This window comes from Halomonas getboli, from assembly GCF_023094245.1.
In the GTDB taxonomy this organism is placed as follows: Bacteria; Pseudomonadota; Gammaproteobacteria; order Pseudomonadales; family Halomonadaceae; genus Halomonas; species Halomonas getboli.
The window spans coordinates 143822-163816 of sequence record NZ_JALMEW010000007.1; the positions used below are offsets into that span (position 1 = coordinate 143822).

18 protein-coding genes are annotated in these 19995 nt (G+C 69.5%); 11 read left to right on the forward strand and 7 right to left on the reverse strand.

Features of this window, described 5'->3' with window-relative positions; all coding sequences use genetic code 11:
• Positions 1–41: 41 nt before the first annotated feature.
• From MYL53_RS14645 to MYL53_RS14660, 4 genes are all read left to right on the forward strand, one after another.
• Complete coding sequence (locus tag MYL53_RS14645; protein ID WP_247854684.1) at positions 42–1040, forward strand: Bug family tripartite tricarboxylate transporter substrate binding protein; 999 nt, start codon at positions 42–44, stop codon at positions 1038–1040.
• Positions 1037–1501 (forward strand): tripartite tricarboxylate transporter TctB family protein, encoded by a 465-nt coding sequence (locus tag MYL53_RS14650; protein WP_247854685.1) that lies wholly within the window; start codon positions 1037–1039, stop codon positions 1499–1501. The genes MYL53_RS14645 and MYL53_RS14650 overlap by 4 nt, the downstream gene beginning before the upstream one ends.
• Positions 1502–1510: 9 nt before the next feature.
• Positions 1511–3007 (forward strand): tripartite tricarboxylate transporter permease, encoded by a 1497-nt coding sequence (locus MYL53_RS14655; protein ID WP_247854686.1) that lies wholly within the window; start codon positions 1511–1513, stop codon positions 3005–3007.
• 79 nt (positions 3008–3086) lie between these two features.
• A complete protein-coding gene (locus tag MYL53_RS14660; protein WP_247854687.1) occupies positions 3087–4424 on the forward strand; it encodes a deoxyguanosinetriphosphate triphosphohydrolase in 1338 nt (445 codons plus the stop codon).
• A gap of 21 nt (positions 4425–4445) precedes the next feature.
• On the opposite strand, the gene MYL53_RS14665 is transcribed toward MYL53_RS14660, so the two are convergent.
• Positions 4446–5255 carry an ATP-grasp domain-containing protein gene (locus MYL53_RS14665; protein WP_247854688.1) on the reverse strand — a complete coding sequence of 270 codons (810 nt, stop codon included), beginning with the start codon at positions 5253–5255 and terminating at the stop codon, positions 4446–4448.
• Positions 5256–5406: 151 nt separating this feature from the next.
• On the opposite strand from MYL53_RS14665, the gene MYL53_RS14670 reads away from it, so the two are divergent.
• Both MYL53_RS14670 and MYL53_RS14675 read left to right on the forward strand, forming a co-directional pair.
• Positions 5407–6564, forward strand: coding sequence for a permease (locus tag MYL53_RS14670; RefSeq protein WP_247854689.1), 1158 nt, complete (start codon positions 5407–5409; stop codon positions 6562–6564).
• Positions 6561–7376, forward strand: a complete 816-nt coding sequence (locus MYL53_RS14675; RefSeq protein ID WP_247854690.1) for a ribonuclease T2 family protein — start codon at positions 6561–6563, stop codon at positions 7374–7376. The genes MYL53_RS14670 and MYL53_RS14675 overlap by 4 nt, the downstream gene beginning before the upstream one ends.
• Positions 7377–7397: 21 nt before the next feature.
• Here the strand turns inward: MYL53_RS14675 and MYL53_RS14680 are convergent, their stop codons facing one another.
• Positions 7398–8276, reverse strand: coding sequence for a nuclease-related domain-containing protein (locus tag MYL53_RS14680; protein WP_247854691.1), 879 nt, complete (start codon positions 8274–8276; stop codon positions 7398–7400).
• A gap of 164 nt (positions 8277–8440) precedes the next feature.
• Between MYL53_RS14680 and MYL53_RS14685 the strand changes: the two genes are divergently transcribed.
• Positions 8441–9295, forward strand: coding sequence for an NAD-dependent protein deacetylase (locus MYL53_RS14685; protein ID WP_247854692.1), 855 nt, complete (start codon positions 8441–8443; stop codon positions 9293–9295).
• Here the strand turns inward: MYL53_RS14685 and MYL53_RS14690 are convergent.
• The 4 genes from MYL53_RS14690 to MYL53_RS14705 all read right to left on the reverse strand — a co-directional run bounded on the left by MYL53_RS14690 (position 9276) and on the right by MYL53_RS14705 (position 13849).
• Complete coding sequence (locus MYL53_RS14690; RefSeq protein ID WP_247854693.1) at positions 9276–9650, reverse strand: translation initiation factor Sui1; 375 nt, start codon at positions 9648–9650, stop codon at positions 9276–9278. The genes MYL53_RS14685 and MYL53_RS14690 overlap by 20 nt on opposite strands.
• Positions 9651–9779: 129 nt before the next feature.
• Positions 9780–10934, reverse strand: a complete 1155-nt coding sequence (locus tag MYL53_RS14695) for a fumarylacetoacetate hydrolase family protein (RefSeq protein ID WP_247854694.1) — start codon at positions 10932–10934, stop codon at positions 9780–9782.
• A gap of 10 nt (positions 10935–10944) precedes the next feature.
• Positions 10945–12522 carry an aldehyde dehydrogenase (NADP(+)) gene (locus MYL53_RS14700; protein ID WP_247854695.1) on the reverse strand — a complete coding sequence of 526 codons (1578 nt, stop codon included), beginning with the start codon at positions 12520–12522 and terminating at the stop codon, positions 10945–10947.
• A gap of 133 nt (positions 12523–12655) precedes the next feature.
• Positions 12656–13849 (reverse strand): ROK family protein, encoded by a 1194-nt coding sequence (locus MYL53_RS14705; protein WP_247854696.1) that lies wholly within the window; start codon positions 13847–13849, stop codon positions 12656–12658.
• 368 nt (positions 13850–14217) lie between these two features.
• Between MYL53_RS14705 and xylB the strand changes: the two genes are divergently transcribed.
• From xylB to MYL53_RS14725, 4 genes are all read left to right on the forward strand, one after another.
• The gene (gene xylB / locus MYL53_RS14710; protein WP_247854697.1) at positions 14218–14955 is read left to right on the forward strand and encodes a D-xylose 1-dehydrogenase; all 738 of its coding nucleotides are present in this window, start codon (positions 14218–14220) and stop codon (positions 14953–14955) included.
• Positions 14956–15039: 84 nt separating this feature from the next.
• On the forward strand, positions 15040–16446 hold the full coding sequence (locus MYL53_RS14715; protein ID WP_247854698.1) for a sugar porter family MFS transporter: 1407 nt from the start codon (positions 15040–15042) through the stop codon (positions 16444–16446).
• Between the two features lie 82 nt (positions 16447–16528).
• A complete protein-coding gene (locus MYL53_RS14720) occupies positions 16529–18334 on the forward strand; it encodes an IlvD/Edd family dehydratase (RefSeq protein WP_247854699.1) in 1806 nt (601 codons plus the stop codon).
• Between the two features lie 20 nt (positions 18335–18354).
• The gene (locus tag MYL53_RS14725; RefSeq protein WP_247854700.1) at positions 18355–19266 is read left to right on the forward strand and encodes an SMP-30/gluconolactonase/LRE family protein; all 912 of its coding nucleotides are present in this window, start codon (positions 18355–18357) and stop codon (positions 19264–19266) included.
• 27 nt (positions 19267–19293) lie between these two features.
• On the opposite strand, the gene MYL53_RS14730 is transcribed toward MYL53_RS14725, so the two are convergent.
• On the reverse strand, positions 19294–19971 hold the full coding sequence (locus tag MYL53_RS14730) for an HAD-IA family hydrolase (RefSeq protein WP_247854701.1): 678 nt from the start codon (positions 19969–19971) through the stop codon (positions 19294–19296).
• Positions 19972–19995: the final 24 nt, after the last annotated feature.

Genomic DNA, 19995 nt, shown 5'->3' on the forward strand with positions numbered 1-19995 from the left:
GCGACAGCAGCATCACAACAACAAGGACTAGGAGCGACGACATGCCGATCAGCACTTTCGTGACACCCCGCCGTCTGATGGCGTCGAGCCTGCTGGGACTGGGCCTGGCCGCCGGCCTGCCCGCGCAGGCGCTGCCCATCGACGAATGCATCGCCCCCGCCGATCCCGGCGGCGGCTGGGACTTCACCTGCCGTTCGGTGGGCAAGCTGCTGCATGAGCTGGATCTGGTCGACGGTAACGTCCAGGTGACCAACATGCCGGGCGGCGTGGGCGCGGTGGCGTTCTCCAACGTGGCCGGCAAGCGCGCCGACGACAGCAACCTGATCGTGGCCACCAGCACCGTGGGCATGACCCAGATCGCCCAGGGCCGCTACCCGGGCGACGCCGACACCATGCGCTGGCTGGGGATGCTCGGCACCGACGTGGGCGTGATCCTGGTCGACGACGACAGTCCCTACCAGACCCTCGACCAGCTGCTCGAGGCGATCGTCGCGGCCCCCACCTCGGTGGTGATGTCCGGCTCCAGCGGCGCCGGCGGCTGGGACCATATCCGCGCGCTGATGCTGGCCAAGGCCGCGGGGCTGCCGGGAGATCGCATCGGCGCGCTGCGCTGGGTGCAGTTCGACGGCGGCGGCCCGGCCGTGACCCAGATGATGGGCGGCCACGTGGATGCGGTGTCCACCGACCTGGGCGAGATTGCCGGCTTCATCGAGTCCGGCGACGTGCGCGTGCTGGCGGTGCTCTCCGACGAGCCGCTGCCCGAGCCCTTCGCCGAGCTGCCGACGGCCGTCTCCCAGGGCTATGACGTGACCGGCTACAACTGGCGCGGCTTCTATACCGGCGGCGAGGTGTCGGACGAGGACTACGCGTCGATGGTCGACACCCTGCATACCCTCTACGAAAGCGACGAGTGGAAGGAGGTCGCGGCGCAGAACGGTCTGGTGCCGCTGTGGCGCGGCGGCGACGCGTTCAGCGACTTCGTGCGCGAGTCGATCGACAACGTCGAGGCCATTTCCCGCGAGATCGGGGTCATCCAGTGAGCGAAGCGTCGCCGATCCACCATGCCGCCCTGGGCGATCGCATCGCCGGGGCGGTGCTGGCGCTGCTGGCGCTGGGGGCATGGTGGCATTCCCATACCTTCGTCACCGGCTTCATGCAGCCGGTGGGGCCGGGGGTCTTTCCCCGGCTGGTCAGCGTGCCGCTGGGCGTGCTGTCGCTGTACCTGATCGCACGCCCCGGCATCAATCAGCGCTGGCCGGAGAAGGCGGCGCTGGTGCGCCAGCTTGGCATGCTACTGCTGCTGGGCTGCTATGCCGTCGTGCTCGAGCCGCTGGGCTTCGTGCCCGCGACGCTGGTGGCCACGGTGCTGCTGATGCGCCTGTTCGGCGCCCGATGGCGTCAGGCCCTGCCATACGGCGCGCTGCTCGGGCTGTCGCTGTACCTGCTGTTCGAATTCGCCCTGGGCATTCCGCTGCCCGACACGCCCGGCTGGAGTGGGTAGCGATACGTCATGGATATTCTCGATTTCCTCGTGCACGGGTTCGCGGTGGCGCTGCAGCCCGAGCATCTGCTGCTGGCGCTGATCGGCTGCACCGTCGGCACCCTGGTCGGGGCCCTGCCTGGCCTCGGCCCGGTCAACGGCGTGGCGCTGATGATCCCGCTGGCGTTCAACTTCGGGCTGGCGCCCACCGCGGCGCTGATCCTGCTGGTCAGCGTCTATTACGGCTGCATGTACGGCGGCCGCATCAGCTCCATCGTGCTCAATATTCCCGGCGACGAGCCGGCGATGATGACCACCCTCGACGGCTATCCGATGGCGCGCGCCGGCCGCGGCGGCGAGGCGCTGGGGCTGTCCGCGGTGGCCTCCTTCGCCGGGGCGACCATCGCCACCATCGGCCTGACGCTGTTCGCGCCGCTGCTGGTGAAGGTGGCGATCCGCTTCGGGCCGGCCGAGTACTTCGCGCTGTTCATGCTGGCCTTCGCCACCATCGGTGGGGTGACGTCCGGCAGCTTCACCAAGAGCTTCATCGCCGCCTGCCTGGGGCTGTTGCTGGGCACGGTGGGCATCGACCCGGTCAGCAGCGTGGCGCGCTACACCTTCGGCTGGTACGAGCTCTACGACGGCATCGACTATCTGGTGGCGCTGATCGGGCTGTTCGCCATTTCCGAGTGCCTGCTGTTCCTCGAGCGCGATCAGCGCCAGGACGCCGCGCCCGTGCGACTCGGCTCGGCCGCGCCGGGCATGCGGCGCTCGCTGGACTGCGCGTCGTCCATCGGTCGCGGCTCGTTGATCGGCTTCATCGCCGGGGTGCTGCCGGGTGCCGGCGCCTCGCTCGGCAGCTTCTTGTCCTATTCGCTGGAGAAGCGCCGCTGGGGCGCCGAGGGTGACTTCGGCCGCGGCGATCCCCGCGGCGTGGCGGCCCCGGAGGCGGGCAACAACGCCGCCGCCGGCGGGGCGCTGATCCCGATGCTGTCGCTGGGCATTCCGGGCAGCGGCACCACTGCGATCCTGCTGGCGCTGCTGCTGTCGATGAACATCACGCCCGGGCCGCTGCTGTTCGAGCAACAGCCGGACATGGTCTGGGGGCTGGTGGCGGCGCTGTTCATCGGCAACGTGATGCTGCTGGTGCTCAACATCCCGCTGGTGGGGCTGTTCGCCAAGGTACTGCAGGCGCCGTCCTGGTTCCTGATGCCGATGGTGGTGCTGGTGGCCTTCGTCGGCATCTACTCGCTCAACAACAGCCCCTTCGATCTCTACATGATGCTGGCCTTCGGCGTACTCGGCTACGTGCTGCGCAAGCTCGAGATCCCCACCGTGCCGGTGGTGCTCGGGCTGCTGCTGGGCGGGCAGATGGAGTTCAATCTGCGGCGGGCGCTATCGATCACCGGTGGCGACTGGAGCATCCTGTGGAGCAGCGGGATCTCGATCGGCATCTATGCCTTCGCCGCGACCCTGCTGTGCGCCGGGCTGATCTACGCGCTGCTGGTCAAGCGCCGGCTGGGCTGACGGAAAACGCCAAGCCGCGTCGGCGGCTTGGGCGTCTCGCCTCCGGGTGCCAGAATGGGGGCCTCAAGGAGGAACGCCCATGACGCAGATGACCTGGGAGCGGCTGCTCGATCCGGCCCGACTCCACGACCGGCGCGGCACGTCCCGCGACGAGATCGGCCGCAGCCCCTTCCACAAGGACCACGACCGCATCGTCTTCGCCGGCTCCTTCCGCCGCCTGGGGCGCAAGACCCAGGTGCACCCGCTGACCGACAACGATCATATCCACACCCGGTTGACCCACTCGCTGGAGGTCGGCTGCGTCGGCCGCTCGCTGGGCATGAGCGTCGGCGAGGGGCTGCGTCACCGGCTGCCCGAGGACATCACCCCGGCCGATCTCGGCGTGATCGTCCAGGCCGCCTGCCTGGGCCATGACATCGGCAATCCGCCCTTCGGCCACGCCGGCGAGTACGCCATCCGCGACTGGTTCAAGCGCGCCGAGAGCGACGGCAGCGGCCTGCTGGAGGGGCTGTCCGACGCCGAACGCGCGGACCTGCTGACCTACGAGGGCAATGCCCAGGGCTTCCGCATCGTCACCCAGATCGAATACAACCAGTTCCGCGGCGGCATGCGCCTGACCGCGGCGACGCTGGGCACCCTGCTCAAGTACCCCTGGACCGTCGAGCACGGCGGAGCCGCCGGCAAGTTCGGCTGCTACCAGAGCGAGGCGCATCTGCTGGATGAGGTGGCCGAGCGGCTGGGGTTGCTGCCCCAGGGCGAGAATCGCTGGAGCCGGCATCCGCTGGCCTGGCTGGTCGAGGCCGCCGACGATATCTGCTACGCGCTGCTCGACCTGGAGGACGGCCTGGAGATGGGCATCCTCGGCTTCGACGAGGTGGCCGGCATCCTGACCCAGATCGCCGGCGGTGAGCCCGGCGACTTCGCGGCCATGCGCGAGCAGGGCGTCTCCCAGCGGCGGCGGATCGCCGCGCTGCGCGGCGCGGCCATGGAGCGCGCAGTGACCGAGGTGGCCGGGGCGTTCGTCCAGCACGAGGGCGAGCTGCTCGGCGGCCGGCTGCGCCACGACCTGCTGGAGATGTGTCACCCGGACCTGGACTGGGGCGTGAAGACGGCCAAGCAGCTGGCCCGGGAGCGCATCTTCCGCAACGAGCGCAAGGCCAAGCTGGAGATCGGCGCGTATACGACCCTGGGGATTCTGCTGGAGGCCTTCATCGGCGCCGCCCACGAGCTGCACCACACCGGCTCATCGACCTTCAAGCACCAGCGGGTGCTGGCGCTGATCGGCGAGAACACCCCGCGCCCCTCCTGGTCGCTCTACGACAGCTACCGGCGCATGCTCGACTTCATCGGCGGCATGACCGACCACTACGCGGTGGATCTGGCTCAGGAGATGGGCGGGCGGCTCAGGGGCGACTGAGCGGCGCCTGCTCGTCGCCGACTAGGCGGTGAGCTGCAGCGGCGGCTCCCCGTCAGGATCGCGATCGTCGTCGTCCAGGCCGATGACGCGGCGGATGGCGTCGCCGATGCGCCGGCTGCTGTCGGCGATGCCCTGGTTGCCGAACAGGCGGTTGAACTCGAACACGTAGGGATGCCCGTCGACCATGGCGATGTCGAAGCCGGCGTGGTCGATGTCGAGCTCGCGGGCCAGGCGACGGGCCAGAGCGATGGCCGCCTCGGGAATCGCCGCGTGGTCGATGCGCCCGCCCTGGCTGACGTTGGCGCGATAGCCGTCCAGCGGCGTGACCCGCCAGTAGGCGGCGATCACCTCGCCGCCGACCAGCACGATGCGCAGGTCGCGGTCGATGGGCAGCCGCGCCTGGGCATACAGCACCGGCTCCTCGGCGACGTGGTCGTGCAGCGCCTGGCGCGATTCGATCAGCCGCACGCCCTCGCCCATGGCGCTCTTGATGCGCTTGGCGATGAAGGGATAGCCGAAGCGCGCCTCGACCCGATCCAGGGCGGCGCGGGAGGTGCCGCGGATCTCGGTAGGCGGCACGTGCTCGGGGCACAGCGCCAGGAAGGCGCGGGTCTGCTGGACCTTGTCGTGGCCCAGATGGTAGCTGGCGAGGCTCGGAAAGATGCGCGCGCCGAGGCCGTAGACCAGGGCGTTGACCTGCCAGTACTCGGGAAACAGCAGCCAGTCCGCCTGGCGAATCTCCTCCAGGTGATCGTACATGCGTTCCGGCTTGATATAGCGCACGCCGGGAATGCCCAGGGTGCGAAAAACGTCGAACGTGATGAGTTTCATGGCGATGAAAAAGGCATCTCCTGCGAAGGCGGCGAATTATTATCCGCCTTCGCGATCCTGGCAAGCATTATCGGCGCCGGGACGCTTGAGCCTTGGGTTGCCCCGGGGTTTATGCTGATACGCTCGAAGCCACGGAGTGGAAGGAGGCACGATGATCGTCGAACTGATCTCGTCCTGGGCCGGGATGGTCTGGGAAATCTTCTGGGGGCTGGCGCTGGGCTTCCTGCTCTCGGGGCTGATTCGCGCCTGGGTGCCGGCCTCGCTGGTCGGCGACAAGCTGGGGCGGGTGACTCCCGCCTCGCTGTCGCTGGCCACCGGCGTCGGGGCACTGTCGTCGAGCTGCTCCTACGCCGCGGCGAGCATGGCGCGCACCCTGATCATGAAGGGCGCGGCCTGGGCCAACGCCATGGCCTTCATGGTCGCCAGCACCAACCTGGTGTTCGAGATCCTGATCGTGCTGTTCTCGCTGATGGGCCTGGCCTTCGTGCTCGGCGAGCTGATCGGCGGGCTGATCTTCATCCTGGTGATGGCGGGTCTGGTCAGGCTGCTGGTGCCGCAGGCGGTGATCGATGCCGCGCGGGAAAACGCCGGTCGCGAGAGCGGCGGCGGCCATGAGCATCACGATCATGGCGACCACGACCACGACCACGACCACGACCACGACCACGACCACGACCACGACCACGACCACGACCACGACGGTCAGGCCGAGAGCGGCACCCGCCGCAAACTGCGTACCGCGGCCTCGCACTTCCATATGGACGTGACCATGGTCGGCAAGGACATCCTGATCGGCGTGACCGTGGCGGCGGTGCTCTCGGTGCTGGTGCCGCAGTCGGCCTGGCAGGCGCTGTTCCTCAACGAGGGCAGCGACCCGGGCTTCGGCGTGCTGCTGTGGAACGCCGTGGCGGGCAGCCTCATCGCCGTGCTGGCCTTCGTCTGCTCGGTGGGCAACATCGTGCTCGCCGCGGTGTTGTGGAAGGGCGGCATCTCGTTCGGCGGGGTGATCGCCTTCATCCTCTCCGACCTGATCACCCTGCCGATGCTGTCGGTCTATCGCCGCTACTACGGCTGGAAGGCGGCCGGCTGGATGGCGCTGGTGTTCTTCCTCGGCGCCATCGTCACCGCGCTGTGCCTGGACGTCGGCTTCGCCGCCCTGGGCTGGCTGCCCGAGGGGCCGCGCGACGTCAGCCTGGGCCGCGATGTGTTCGGCTGGAACTACATCACCCTGCTCAACGTGATCGCCATTCCGCTGGCGGTGGGCGCCTTCCTGTGGGGCCGTCGCCAGGGCGGCGGGCACTGCCATTGAGTCGCCTGACATGGGCGCGACGAGCGCGCCGCCGGCTGGGGCCGGCGGCGCTGCTATGGGGCCTGCTCGTCTTCGGCGCCGGCATTGCCACCACCCCGGCCGTCGCCGACGACACGGCGCTGGCGGTGCCCGGCGTCGATCACTACACCCTGGCGCTGACCTGGCACCCCGGCTTCTGCGCCAGCCGTTCGCGGCCGCCGCGGGAGTGCCGCGAGGCGCGGCTGCGACGCGGGGCCGACGACGGCTTCGTGCTGCACGGGCTCTGGGCCTCGCTGCCGGATGAGCTCCGCGAGCGCGGCGTGACGCGCCGCGACTGGTGGCGGAAAGGCTGCTTCCTCGAGACGCCGCGGCCGGACGGCGGCTTCTGCCGCGCCCATGCGCCGCTGGCATTGCCCGAGGCCTTGGGCGAGCGGTTGGACCGGGCCATGCCGGGGCGCGCGAGCTGCCTGGATCGCTACCAGTACGCCAAGCACGCGGCCTGCCTGGCGCTGCCCGCCGAGGCGCTGTTTTCCAACTCGCTCGAACTGCTCGAGGCGGTCAACGACAGCGCCTTCGGCGACTTCGTGGCGCTGCATCGCGGCGGCGTGGTGGGGCGCAACGCCCTGATCGGGGCCTTCGAGGCGGCCTTCGGCGAGGACACCGGGCGGGCGCTGCGGCTGGAGTGCCGCGGGCGCGGCAACCGGCTGCTGACCGAGGTGCGTATCGGCATCGACGCCGAGGCCCTGGAACGTTTTCCGGCCGCCGATAGCCTGGTGCGACTCGGCCGCGGGCGCTGTGCGACGCGAGTTCGGATCGCCGACTTCGACGGTTAGCCGGAGTGCGTCGCTCGGCGCTCAGTGCGGGGCGCGGCGATGGATCGCGGCGATCACGGCCTCGTGGGTGGCGTCGTCGAGTGCGTCCAGATGGTGCTCGAGCAGGCGGTCGGCCAGGGCGTCGCCGCTGACCACCAGCAGGTCGTCGGCGGCCTCGGCGTTCTCGATTCGCCAGCCCGGCAGGGCCAGCACGCCCTGCACCGGCATCGGCCGGCCCAGCTCGCCCTCCAGCCATTCCGCCAGCCAGCGCGCCGCGCGGCGGGTGTCGCGCAGCGGACGCCGCTCGATCCAGCCGGGGAAGCGCAGCCGCCCATGCTCGACCGTGACGCGGTTGTCTTCCTCGCCGGAAGGGCGCACCGCCGGGCTACGCGCCCAGGTCTCGACGGCGAACACGCCCTGGGGCGTGACCGCCACGTGGTCCAGGGTGTCGCCCTCGCCGGGTACGTCGTGGAACACCACGTAGGGGTGCGACTCGGGGCGGATCATCCGCTCGAGCTCCTGGCCCACCGCCAGCTCGCAGGCCAGCCCCAGCTTGAGGCGCCGGATGCGCTGGAAGTCGCGGATCAGGCGGAAGCAGAACACCAGTACCAGCAGCGTGGAGAGCGCGCCGTAGAGGGTCCACTCCAGCCAGTTCTGCTCGTTCGCCAGCAGCATGCGGCCCATGCCGTAGACCATCGGCGCCATGATCACGATCGGGCCCAGCGCGCCGTTGAGGAACAGGCCGGCGAAGGCGCGGTCCAGGCGGTCGCGCAGCGACTGGCCCGGCTCGCGCAGCGGATGGGCGTCGAACGGCGAGCTGACCCGGGCGTCGTGCAGGTTGCGCAGCCCGACCACGATCACCGCGGTCGCCGCCAGGGGAAACAGAAAGATGAGGGGAATCAGGTATTCCAGCCAGGCCATCGGGAGTCCTTGCCCGTCGGGTATCCTGGCCATTGTAGACAACGATGTGCCCCCGCGGCCATGCTCGGTTGGTGCGAGGTGCGAGGTGCGAGGTGCGAGGTGCGAGGTGCGAGGTGCGAGGTGCGAGGTGCGAGGTGCGAGGTGCGAGGTGCGAGGTGCGAGGAATGAGGAGTGAGATCGGCGACATCGAGGCATTGGTGGACTTCGTGGCCCGTACGCCGCGCCTGGCGGTGCTGACCGGGGCCGGCGTCAGCACCGCCAGCGGCATCCCCGATTACCGCGACGACAGCGGCGACTGGAAGCGTTCGCCGCCGATGCAGCACGGCGTGTTCATGGGCAGTTCGGCGGCGCGTCAGCGCTACTGGGCGCGGGCGCTGATCGGCTTTCGCACCCTGCAGGACGCGCGACCCAACGAGGCGCATCGCGCCCTGGCCCGGCTCGAGGCCGAGGGGCGGGTGGCCGGCCTCATCACCCAGAACGTCGACGGTCTGCATCGCCGCGCCGGGTCGCGGCGGGTGATCGAGCTGCACGGACGCGCCGATCTGGTGCGCTGCATGGGCTGCGGGGCGATGCGCATGCGTCACGACCTGCACGCCGAGCTGGCCAGCCGCAATCCCGACTGGCTCGATACCGGCGCCCGGGCGGGCCCTGACGGCGACGCCGATCTGGAGGCGGATTTCACCGACTTCCGGGTGCCGAGTTGCACCCGCTGCGGCGACGGCATCTGGAAGCCCGACGTGGTGTTCTTTGGCGATAGCGTGCCGCGCAGCCGGGTCGACGACGCCTTCGCGCTGCTGGAGGAGGCCGGCGGGCTGCTGGTCGTGGGCTCATCGCTGATGGTCTATTCAGGCTTTCGCTTCGCCAGGGAAGCCGCCCGAGCCGGCAAGCCGCTGGCCTGCCTCAATCTCGGGCGGACCCGCGCCGACGACCTCTACACGCTCAAGGTGGCCGCCGGCGCCGAGGCCGGGCTGACCGCGCTGGTCGAGGGGCTCGAAGGCTTCAACCGCCGGCCAGCTTGACCTTGAACCCTTTCTTTTCCAGTTCGCCCTTGAGCACGTCGCGCTGGTCGCCCTGGATCTCGATCACGCCGTCCTTCAGGGCGCCGCCGGTGCCGCAGCGCTTCTTGAGCTCCTTGGCCAGGGACTTGAGTTCGTCGGCCTTGAGCGGCACGCCCTCGACCAGGGTCACGCCCTTGCCCTTGCGGCCCTTGGTCTCGCGGCGCAGCCGTACGATGCCGTCCAGGCTCGCCAGGCGCGCGTCCTCGGCCAGCTCGGCGCAGCGGCAGTCGTCGACGGGCTGGCGGCACTCGGGGCAGGTGTCGCCGTGTTCGGTGGAGTAGACCAGGCCACGCAGCTGGTCCTGAAGGGATGCCATGGGGCCTCCTGGGCAATGCGGGATGAGCCACGATGATACGAGGCCTGGCGCCGGCGGTCGAACGCAGGGCAAAAGGGGCGGCCCGCATGGGCCGCCCCTTCTTTCACGTCGGCGGTTCGCTTACCGGCGCTAGGCCATATCCGCCATCCACTGGCGGATGCCGTAGGTCCAGGGCGGCAGCCGGTCCGACCGGTCGACGCGGTTGACCAGGGCGCCCAGCGAGGGCGTGGCGATGGTCACCACGTCGCCCAGGTGGTGGGTGAAGCCCTGGCCCTCGCCGTCGCGGTCCTGGATCGGCGAGAACATGGTGCCCAGGAACAGCATGAAGCCGTCCGGATACTGGTGATGCGCGCCGAGGGTCTGGCCCACCAGGTCGAGCGGATCGCGACTGATCTGGCGCATGTCGCTCGAATCGTCCAGCACGAAGTCGTCGTCGGCGCCCTCGATGCGCAGCGACACCGTGGCCTCGCGCACCGTGTCCAGGGTGAAGCCGTCGTCGAACAGGCGGATGAAGGGGCCGATGGCGCAGGACGCGTTGTTGTCCTTGGCCTTGCCCAGCAGCAGGGCGCTGCGCCCCTCGACGTCGCGCAGGTTGACGTCGTTGCCGAGCGTCGCCCCGCGGGCCCGGCCGGCGGCGTCCACCGCCAGCACGATCTCCGGCTCCGGGTTGTTCCACGCGGAGGCCGGATGCAGGCCCACGCCGCGGCCGAAGCCCACCGCCGACAGCGGCTGGGCCTTGGTGAACACCTCGGCGTCCGGCCCGATGCCGACCTCCATGTACTGGGACCAGGCCCCGCGGGCCTGGAGCTCGGCCTTGAGCGCCATGGCCGCCTCGGAGCCGGGCACGATCTTCGACAGGTCGCCGCCGATCACCCGCCTGAGCTCCTCGCGCAGCTCGCTGGCGCGGGCCGGATCGCCGCCGGCCTGCTCCTCGATCACCCGCTCCATCAGGCTGACCGCGAAGGTTACGCCGCAGGCCTTGATCGCCTGCACATCGCAGGGCGCGAGCAGGTAGGGCGCCTCGGGCGTCTCGTCCAGCGAGCGCGCCAGCAGCGCCTCGACCGGGCCGAGGTCCTCGCCCTCGGCCGTGGCCACCAGCGCGGCGGCATCGTCGCGCTCGAGCAGGTCGGCCATGCAGGCGACGCTCGCCGAGATGTCGACCACCCGGCCGTCGCGGACGACGACCAGGGCCGGGCCCGGGTGGGGCGCATCGCGCCAGACCCGGCCGACCAGCAGGGCGCGGTCGGCATCCTCGGGCAGGGCGAAGGTCATGCTATCGGGCATGGGCATCTCCTCAGGCCTCGCGCTGGCCGTCGACCAGGCGGCTGACGCCGGCCGGATTGCCGTCGCGCAGGGCCTCGGGCAGCAGGCCCTGCGGCAGGTTCTGGTAGCACACCGGACGCAGGAAGCGATGGATCGCTGCGCTGCCCACCGAGGTGGTGCGGGAGTCCGAGGTCGCCGGGTACGGGCCGCCATGGACCATGGCGTGGCACACCTCGACGCCGGTCGGCCAGCCGTTGGCCATCACCCGGCCGGCGCGGCGCTCGAGCGTCGGCAGCAGCGCACGGGCGGCGTCCAGGTCGGCGTCGTCCATCTGCAGGGTGGCGGTGAGCTGGCCTTCCAGGGACTCGGCCACGCGCTTGACCTCGTCGAGGTCGGCGCACTCGACCACCAGCGAGGTGGCGCCGAAGACCTCGGCCTGCAGCGCCTCGTCGCCCATGAAGTCCTCGGCGGCGGCCACGAACAGCCCGGTCTGGCAGGCGTTGGGGCCCTCGCCGGCGTTGCCGCGGGCGACCTCGCGGGCCTTGCTGCTGGCGACCAGGCCGTCGACGCCCTGCACGTAGGCGTCATGGATGCCCGGGGTCAGCATGGTCTGGGCCGCGGAAGCCTTCACCGCCTCGGCGGCGGACGCCACGAAGGCGTCGAGCGCCTCGCCCTTCACGGCGATGACCAGGCCGGGATTGGTGCAGAACTGGCCGGCGCCCATGGTCAGCGAGCCGATGAAGGCCTCGCCGAGATCGCGGCCGCGGTTGTTCAGCGCTTCCGGCAGCAGGAACACCGGGTTGATCGAGCTCATCTCGGCGTAGACCGGGATCGGCTCGGGGCGCGACTGGGCGGCCTGCATCAGCGCGGTGCCGCCGCTGCGCGAGCCGGTGAAGCCCACCGCCTTGATGCGCGGGTCGCGCACCAGCGCCTGGCCGAGCTCGCGGCCGGAGCCGTAGAGCAGCGAGAACACGCCCTCGGGCAGCGCGCACTTGGCCACGGCGCGCTGCACTGCGCGGCCGACCAGCTCGGAGGTGCCGGGATGGGCGGCGTGGGCCTTGACCACCACCGGGCAGCCGGCGGCCAGCGCGGAGGCGGTGTCGCCGCCGGCCACGGAGAACGCCAGCGGGAAGTTGGAGGCGCCGAACACGGCCACCGGGCCCAGGGCGATGTGGCGCTGGCGCAGGTCGACGCGCGGCATCGGCTGACGCTCCGGCAGCGCCGGATCGAGGCGCACGTCGAGCCACTCGCCGGCACGCACCACGGAGGCGAACAGGCGCAGCTGGCCGCAGGTGCGGCCGCGCTCGCCCTCGAGGCGGGCGCGGGGCAGGCCGGACTCGGCCATGGCCCGCACGATGAGCTCATCGCCGATGGCCTCGATCTCCTCGGCCACGGTCTCGAGGAAGGCGGCGCGGGCCTCGAGGCCGGTCTCGCGATAGGCGTCGAAGGCGGCCCGGGCCAGCGCGCAGGCCTGTTCCACCTCGGCCTGGCCGCCGGCGGGATAGCCCGGGGACAGGGTCTCGCCGGTGGCGGGATCGACGGCGTGGATCGCCTTGCCGTCGCTGAGCACGGCCTGTTGGCCGATCAGTTGCTTGCCTTCCAGGGGCATAGGGGAGCTCCTCTCGTCGTGATGCTGACTTTGGGATGAAATTGAACTAAGTGGAGGTATGTTCAATCTTTTTACTTACCCTGTAAGCGAGACCTTCGTCTAATGCGGCGCGAGGGCCGTGAGCCCCTGCGGGCTAGGCGGCGGCGTGAATGGTGTTGGCCAGCACCTCGGCGGCGGCACCGCGGGCAGCGGTGAAGGTGCTGTCGTCGATGATGCGCAGCGGGCGCTGCTGGGTCGTGCCGAGCAGGCGGTTCTGGTTGGCCGTGAAGTATTCCAGGGCCGGTTTCAGCAGCGGCGTGCCGAGTCGCGTCAGGGAGCCGCCAAGCACGATTTCGGCGGGGTCAAGGGTGTGGTGCAGGTTGAGCAGCAGGGTGCCCAGCGCCTCGCCGGCACGTTTCAGGGCCAGGCCGACCTCCGGCTCCCGCTGGCGGTGCAGCAGGGTGTCGACCAGGTCTTCCTCCTCGCCGACCCCCAGGGCCGCGCGCAGTGCCCAGCCGCTGACGAGGGTCTCGGCGCAGCCGCGGTTGCCGCAGTGGCAATAGAGTCCGCCGGGCTGCAGGACGGTATGCCCTATCTCCCCGGCCAGGCCGTGCGTGCCGCGGGTGACCAGCGGCCAGTGGCCGCCGCCGACGATGCCGCTGCCGATCCCGGTCCCGGCGCTGACGTAGAGCAGCGACTCCGGAATCTTGTCGGTGCGGAAGTACAGCTCGCCGAAGGCGGCCGCCTTGGCCTCGTTGTCCAGCAGCCAGCGGCCGCCCAGGGCCGGCAGCTTCGTCCGCAGCAGATCGAGGAACCTCACGTCGCGCCAGCCGAGATTGGGCGCCAGATGCAGCAGCGGGCGGTCGGGGGCGATGGGGCCGGGAAGGGCGACGCCGAGACCCAGCAGCTGACGTTCGTTCAGTTCGGGATGGTCGATCACCTCGCGAATGAGCTCGGCGAGCGCCTCGGCGGTGGTGTCGGGAGCGTCCGGCGCCATGCGGATGTGGCGCTGGTGCAGCGTCTTGCCCGACAGGGTGCAGGCGATGACCTGCAGGCCGTGGACGCTGACCTCGGCGCCGAGCAGCACATGGCGCTGATCGTTGAGGTGCAGCGCCCGGCCCGGTCGGCCGCCGCTGCTCTTGAGCAGCTCCCCTTCGACGAGCCATCCCTGCTTCAACAGCGTCTGAACGCCTCCCCCCACGGTGGCCTTGGTGAGCTGTGCTCGCGTGGCGATATCGGCGCGTGTCATGCCGGGGGTGCGGCGCACCATTTCGAGAATGGCGCTGCGGTTGAGTCGCTTCAGGAAATGAAGGTCCCCCGCCTGGTGCTGATGGGAGGTGATGGTCATGGTGCGGCTTGGGATCGTCCGTCGTTGACGCAGGGCTTCGCCGGCTGTCGGCGGCGTGAAGGCCGATTATGACATCTGGGCGGTGGGGAGGCGATGTCATGGCGGTGCGCGTTCCGGGGCCGCTGCTTGGTTTGGTACCGAAACCAAGATAGAGGTTCGGGTCCTGTCCCGGAGCGCTCCGTCGCCGGGAGTAGACCTTTGTCTCATGGCAAACGGCCTGGGGGAAGCGGAATACTTGCCGCTTAGTAAGAGGTCTTAACTAAAGGCGGGCGCTTTTTGACGAGCGTCCTGCTGCCTTCGACCTCGGGTATCCCGCCCTGTCATCTCGGATCGACACCGGCACAGGGCACAGCAGAGAGAGGTTCCGCATGAATTCGGCTATCTATCCCAGCCTCACCGACAAGCGCGTGGTGATCACCGGCGGCGGCTCCGGCATCGGAGCGGCACTGGTCGAGGCCTTCGTCAACCAGCAGAGCGAGGTGCACTTCATCGACGTGGCCGAGGACGAGTCGCTCGCGCTGGTGGACCGGCTGGGCGGCAAGCCGACCTTTCATCGCTGCGACCTGACCGACCTCGAGGCGCTGTCGGCGGTCTTCCAGCGGATCGGGACCGTCGACGTCCTGGTCAACAACGCCGCCAACGATGACCGCCACTCCCTGAGCGACATCACGCCGAGCTACTGGGACGAACGGATCGCAGTGAACCTGCGCCACGTGATGTTCGCCATCCAGGCCGCGGCGCCGGGCATGAAAACGCGCGGTGGCGGCTCGGTGATCAACCTCGGTTCGATCAGCTGGCATCTCGGCCAGGAGAGTCTGGCGATCTACGAAACCGCCAAGGCGGGTATCGAGGGCATGACGCGTGCGATGGCCCAGGAGCTGGGGGGAGACAACATCCGCGTCAACTGTGTGGTTCCCGGCAACGTCAAGACGCCGCGGCAGTCGCGTTGGTACAGCCCCGAGGACGAGCAGCAGATCGTCGCGGAGCAGAAGCTCAAGGTTCGGATCCATCCGCATCATATCGCCAGCATGGTGCTGTTCCTGGCCTCCGATGACGGCGCTGCTTGCACCGCGCACAACTACTGGGTGGATGCCGGGTGGTGTTGAACCATTCAGGACGCAATGACGAGACGTCATCCGCCACGTAGCCAGTCAATTCCCGACCATAACGCATAATGAAAGGGGGGTAGCATGCCTCAAGACAGGTCTCCGCAACGTACGGCTTACATCTTCATCATCTGCTGTGTGGCTGCCATCGGTGGCTTCCTGTTCGGCTTCGACAGCGGCGTGATCAACGGCACCGTCGACGGTCTTCAGGAATCCTTCAATTCGGACAGCGTCGGCACCGGCTTCAATGTCGCCTCGATGCTGCTGGGCTGCGCCGTGGGCGCCTTCTTCGCCGGCCGGCTGGCGGATCGCTATGGACGTCGCACCCTGCTGATCGTCTCGGCGGTCTTGTTCCTGGTGAGCGCCTGGGGATCGGGCGTCGCCGACGGCTCCCTGGAGTTCGTCATCTATCGCGTGCTCGGGGGCATGGCCGTGGGGGCGGCCAGCGTCATGACGCCGGCCTATATCAGTGAGGTCGCGCCTTCGCGCTATCGTGGCCGTCTGGCGACGATCCAGCAGGTGGCGATCATCGGTGGCCTGTTCGTCTCCTTCCTGAGCAACTATTTCCTGTCCGGCATCGCGGGCTCCTCCGTGTCCGAACTGTGGCTGGGCCAGGCGGCCTGGCGCTGGATGTTCTGGATGGAGCTGCTGCCTGCCGCGGTCTTCCTGGTGGCCCTGATGTTCATCCCCGAGAGCCCGCGCTACCTGGTGAGCGTGGGCAAGACGGCGCGTGCCGAGCGCGTGCTGAGCCTGGTGTCCGCCAGCGATCGGGTCACCACCAAGCTGGCCAATATCGAGGCCTCGCTGGAGCGCGATCGCAAGCCGAGCCTGCGCGACGTGCTCGACCCCGTCAGCGGCAAGGTGCGCAACCTCATGTGGGTCGGCGTCGGGCTGGCGGTCTTCCAGCAGCTGGTCGGTATCAACGTGGTGTTCTATTACGGCGCCGTGCTGTGGCAGTCGGTCGGCTTCTCGGAAAGCGATGCCCTGCTGATCAACGTGATCAGCGGCGCGGTCAGCATCGGAGCCTGTCTGGTGGCCATTGCCCTGATCGACAAGATCGGCCGCAAGCCGCTGCTGTGGGGTGGCTCGGTCGGCATGGCCCTGACGCTGTCGATGATGGCGTATGCCTTCGCCAGCGCCGACATGGTCGACGGTGGTCTCGAGATGTCGGATCACATGGGCACGATGGCGCTGCTGTCTGCCAACGCCTATGTGCTGTTCTTCAACGTCTCCTGGGGGCCAGTCATGTGGGTCATGCTGGGCGAGATGTTCCCCAACCAGATGCGCGGTTCCGGCCTCGCCATCTCGGGGCTCTGCCAGTGGATCGCGAACTTCGGTATCACGATGACCTTCCCGATCCTCCTGGCCTCCGTCGGCCTGGCCGGCGCCTACGGCTTCTATGCGCTGTGTGCGGCGCTGTCCATCCTGTTCGTGGTGAAGTTCGTCAGGGAGACCAATGGCAAGGAGCTGGAGGAGATGGCATACGAATAAGCCTGTTTCGCGCCGCCTGCCATCCGCGGCGGCGCGTCATGCCTCTTCAGCAACCGCTCTCCTCTATTGACGAGATAGTGTCATGAACGACCTTGGTCACAAGATCACCCCCGACCGGCTGCGCTCGCGCGACTGGTTCGACAATCCGGATCATCCCGGCACCACCGCGCTGTGCCTGGAACGCTACATGAACCAGGGCATCACCCTGGAGGAGCTGACCAGCGGCAAGCCGATCATCGGCATCTGCCAGTCGGGTTCGGACCTCACGCCCTGCAACCGCCACCACATCGAGCTGGTGAAGCGGGTCAAGGACGGCATCCGCGCCGCCGGCGGGGTGCCCTTCGAGTTCCCGCTGCATCCGATCCACGAGAACGTGCGCCGCCCCACCGCGGCGCTGGATCGCAACCTGGCCTACCTGGGCCTGGTCGAGGTGCTGCACGGCTATCCGCTGGACGGCGTGGTGCTGACCACCGGCTGCGACAAGACCACCCCGGCCAGCCTGATGGCCGCGGCCACGGTCAACATCCCGGCCATCGTGCTGTCCGGCGGGCCGATGCTCAACGGCTGGCGCGGCGCCGAGCGCGTCGGCTCCGGCACCGTGGTGTGGGAGATGCGCAAGCGCCTGGCCGCCGGCGACATCGACTATCCCGAGTTCCTCTCCAGGATTGCCGATTCCGCGCCCTCGGTGGGCCACTGCAACACCATGGGCACCGCCTCGACCATGAACTCGCTGGCCGAGGCGCTGGGCATGAGCCTGCCCGGCTCGGCGATGATCCCCGGCCCCTACAAGGAGCGTGGCGCGGTGGCCTACCAGACCGGCGAGCGCATCGTCGACATGGTCTGGGACGACCTGCGGCCGAGCGACGTCCTGACCCGCGAGGCGTTCGAGAACGCGGTGGTCACCTGCTCGGCGCTGGGCGGTTCCTCCAATGCGCCGATCCATATCAATGCCATCGCCCGCCACGCCGGGGTCGAGTTCGACAACGACGACTGGCAGCGCCTCGGCCACGAGGTGCCGCTGCTGGCCAACGTGATGCCGGCCGGGGCGTATCTCGGCGAGGAGTTCCATCGCGCCGGCGGCGTGCCGGCGGTGATGTTTGAGCTGCTGAGCGCCGGCCGGCTCCACGGCGAGGTACCGACCGTCAACGGCCGCTCTCTGGCCGAGAACCTGGCCGGGCGCGAGACCGCCGACGACGAGGTGATCCGCCGCTACGCCAATCCGCTGGTCGAGCACGCGGGGTTCCTCAACCTCAAGGGCAACCTGTTCGACTCGGCGCTGATGAAGACCAGCGTGATCGCCGCGGACTTCCGCCAGCGCTTCCTCGAGGACCCCGAGGACCCCAACGCCTTCGAAGGCAGGGTGGTGGTGTTCGACGGCTCCGAGGACTACCACGCCCGCATCGATGACCCGGCGCTCGGCATCGACGAACGCACCATCCTGGTGATGCGCGGCGCCGGCCCGGTGGGTCATCCCGGCGGCGCCGAGGTGGTCAACATGCAGCCGCCGGAGGCGCTGATCCGCGCCGGCATCGAGTCGCTGCCGTGCCTGGGGGACGGGCGCCAGTCGGGGACCTCGGGCTCGCCGTCGATCCTCAACGCCTCGCCGGAGGCCGCCACCGGCGGGCCGCTGGCGCTGCTTCAGAGCGGCGACCGGCTGCGGGTGGATCTCACCCGCTGCGAGGTGACGCTGATGGTCGACGACGCCGAGCTGGCCGCGCGCCGCGAGCGCCTGGCGGCCGAAGGTGGCTATCGCTACCCGGACCATCAGACGCCCTGGCAGGAGATTCAGCGCTCGATGGTCGAGCCGCTGGACCGCGGCATGACCCTGGCGCCGGCGACGAGATATCGCGACGTGGCGCGGGTCAGCCCGCCGCGGGACAATCACTGAGCGAGTCGGGAGAGGAAGCAGTGACGGAATCGACGATCCGGGTCGCGCTCGATCTGGACATGAGCCTGGGAGAGAGCCCGCTCTGGTCGGTGCGGCATCAGACGCTGTACTGGGTGGACATCAATCGCGGCCGCCTCTATGCCTGGCGGCCGCAGAGCGGCGACGCGCCGACCGTGGTGGAGCTGGGCGAGAAGGTGGGATGCATCGCCCTGCATCGGGACGGGCTGCTGGCGGCGAAGGCCTCCGGCATCGACCGGCTGACGCTGCCCCTGGACGGCCGGTACGAGCGGCTGGTCGACAACCCCGAGTGGCAGGCACGCGGCAATCGCTTCAACGACGGCCGCTGCGATGCCTCCGGGCGCTTCTGGGTGGGCACCATCGACGCCGACGAGACGCAGGCGACGGCGGCGCTCTATCACCTGGAAAACGGGGCGCTGCATCCACGCCGCTCCGGCATCGGCATCGCCAATGGTCTGGCCTTCAGCCCTGATCGACGCTGGCTCTATCACACCGATTCGCTGACGCGGCGTATCCAGCGCTACCCCTTCGACGTCGAGAGCGGCGACCTGGGCTCGCCCGAGACCTGGGTGGACCTGGAGGCGCACGGGCTGCCCGGGGTGCCCGACGGAGCCGCGGTCGACAGCGACGGCAACTACTGGAGCGCGCTCTACGGCGGCGGGCGCATCGTCTGCTTCTCGCCGCAGGGTCGGCTGATCGCCAGCCATGAGCTGCCCTGCCTGCACCCGACCATGGTGGCCTTCGGCGGGGCGGATCTGCGCACGCTCTATATCACGACCGCGACCCAGCACCTGGATGACGAGGCCCGCCAGCGCTGGCCCCTGGCGGGCAGCCTCTTCAGCATGACGGTGCCCACCCCGGGGCAGTCCGAGCCGGAGTGCGCCTCGAGCGCGCCACTCACCGACGCGACCTGACGCCTCGAGGTACCTCCCACTGCCGGCTCAGGGAGCCGGCGTCACCTCTGCGGCCAGGGCGGCGATCGCCGCCGGCAGCTCGCAGGCATGGCCGATGGCGATGGCACCGTCGGGCGTGCCTTCCTCGTCGGGAAAGTGGTTCAGGTGCACCACATGCATGCCGGCCGCGAGGCCGGCCGCCACGCCCACCGCGGCATCGTCGATCACCACGCAGCGCTCGGGCGGATGGCCCATGGCCTCGGCGGCCTTGAGATAGAGCGCCGGGTCCGGTTTCCACACGCCCAGGGTGTAGGCGCTGAACAGTCGCTCGCCGAAGTGGTGGCCGAGCCCGGTGCTCTCCATGGCGCAGCGGATCTTTCGTTCCGGGCCGTTGGAGACCACCGCAAGGGGATGCTCGGCGAGGGCCTCCAGGGCCGCCGGCATGCCGTCGATCGCGGCCAGCTCCGCGCGCATCCGCGCCTCCATCCGTGCCCGCATCTCGTCCTCCACCACGCGGCGTTGAGCCTCGTCGAGGGCGCCGTGGCGGGCTTCCAGCGCCTGCACGATGGACAGGAAGCGCACGCCGCGGAACTCGTCCATGTACTGGCGGGCGGTGAAGGGCAGGCCGTGACGGGGCAGGATCTCGGCCATCACCTCGGCCAGCAGGATCTCGCTGTCGACCAGGGTGCCGTCGGAATCGAAGAGCAGGCAGAGGGGCTGGAGCATGGTGTCCTCGTGAGCGGAGTGAGC

Coding starts and splice junctions, on each gene's coding strand:
- MYL53_RS14705 (WP_247854696.1), bottom strand. CDS start 13,849: ATGACCATCACCTCCCATCAGCACCAGGCGGGGGACCTTCATTTCCTG.
- MYL53_RS14730 (WP_247854701.1), bottom strand. CDS start 19,971: ATGCTCCAGCCCCTCTGCCTGCTCTTCGATTCCGACGGCACCCTGGTC.
- MYL53_RS14670 (WP_247854689.1), top strand. CDS start 5,407: ATGATCGTCGAACTGATCTCGTCCTGGGCCGGGATGGTCTGGGAAATC.
- MYL53_RS14660 (WP_247854687.1), top strand. CDS start 3,087: ATGACGCAGATGACCTGGGAGCGGCTGCTCGATCCGGCCCGACTCCAC.
- MYL53_RS14685 (WP_247854692.1), top strand. CDS start 8,441: ATGAGGAGTGAGATCGGCGACATCGAGGCATTGGTGGACTTCGTGGCC.
- MYL53_RS14690 (WP_247854693.1), bottom strand. CDS start 9,650: ATGGCATCCCTTCAGGACCAGCTGCGTGGCCTGGTCTACTCCACCGAA.
- MYL53_RS14665 (WP_247854688.1), bottom strand. CDS start 5,255: ATGAAACTCATCACGTTCGACGTTTTTCGCACCCTGGGCATTCCCGGC.
- MYL53_RS14645 (WP_247854684.1), top strand. CDS start 42: ATGCCGATCAGCACTTTCGTGACACCCCGCCGTCTGATGGCGTCGAGC.
- xylB (WP_247854697.1), top strand. CDS start 14,218: ATGAATTCGGCTATCTATCCCAGCCTCACCGACAAGCGCGTGGTGATC.
- MYL53_RS14680 (WP_247854691.1), bottom strand. CDS start 8,276: ATGGCCTGGCTGGAATACCTGATTCCCCTCATCTTTCTGTTTCCCCTG.
- MYL53_RS14700 (WP_247854695.1), bottom strand. CDS start 12,522: ATGCCCCTGGAAGGCAAGCAACTGATCGGCCAACAGGCCGTGCTCAGC.
- MYL53_RS14715 (WP_247854698.1), top strand. CDS start 15,040: ATGCCTCAAGACAGGTCTCCGCAACGTACGGCTTACATCTTCATCATC.
- MYL53_RS14720 (WP_247854699.1), top strand. CDS start 16,529: ATGAACGACCTTGGTCACAAGATCACCCCCGACCGGCTGCGCTCGCGC.
- MYL53_RS14655 (WP_247854686.1), top strand. CDS start 1,511: ATGGATATTCTCGATTTCCTCGTGCACGGGTTCGCGGTGGCGCTGCAG.
- MYL53_RS14695 (WP_247854694.1), bottom strand. CDS start 10,934: ATGCCCGATAGCATGACCTTCGCCCTGCCCGAGGATGCCGACCGCGCC.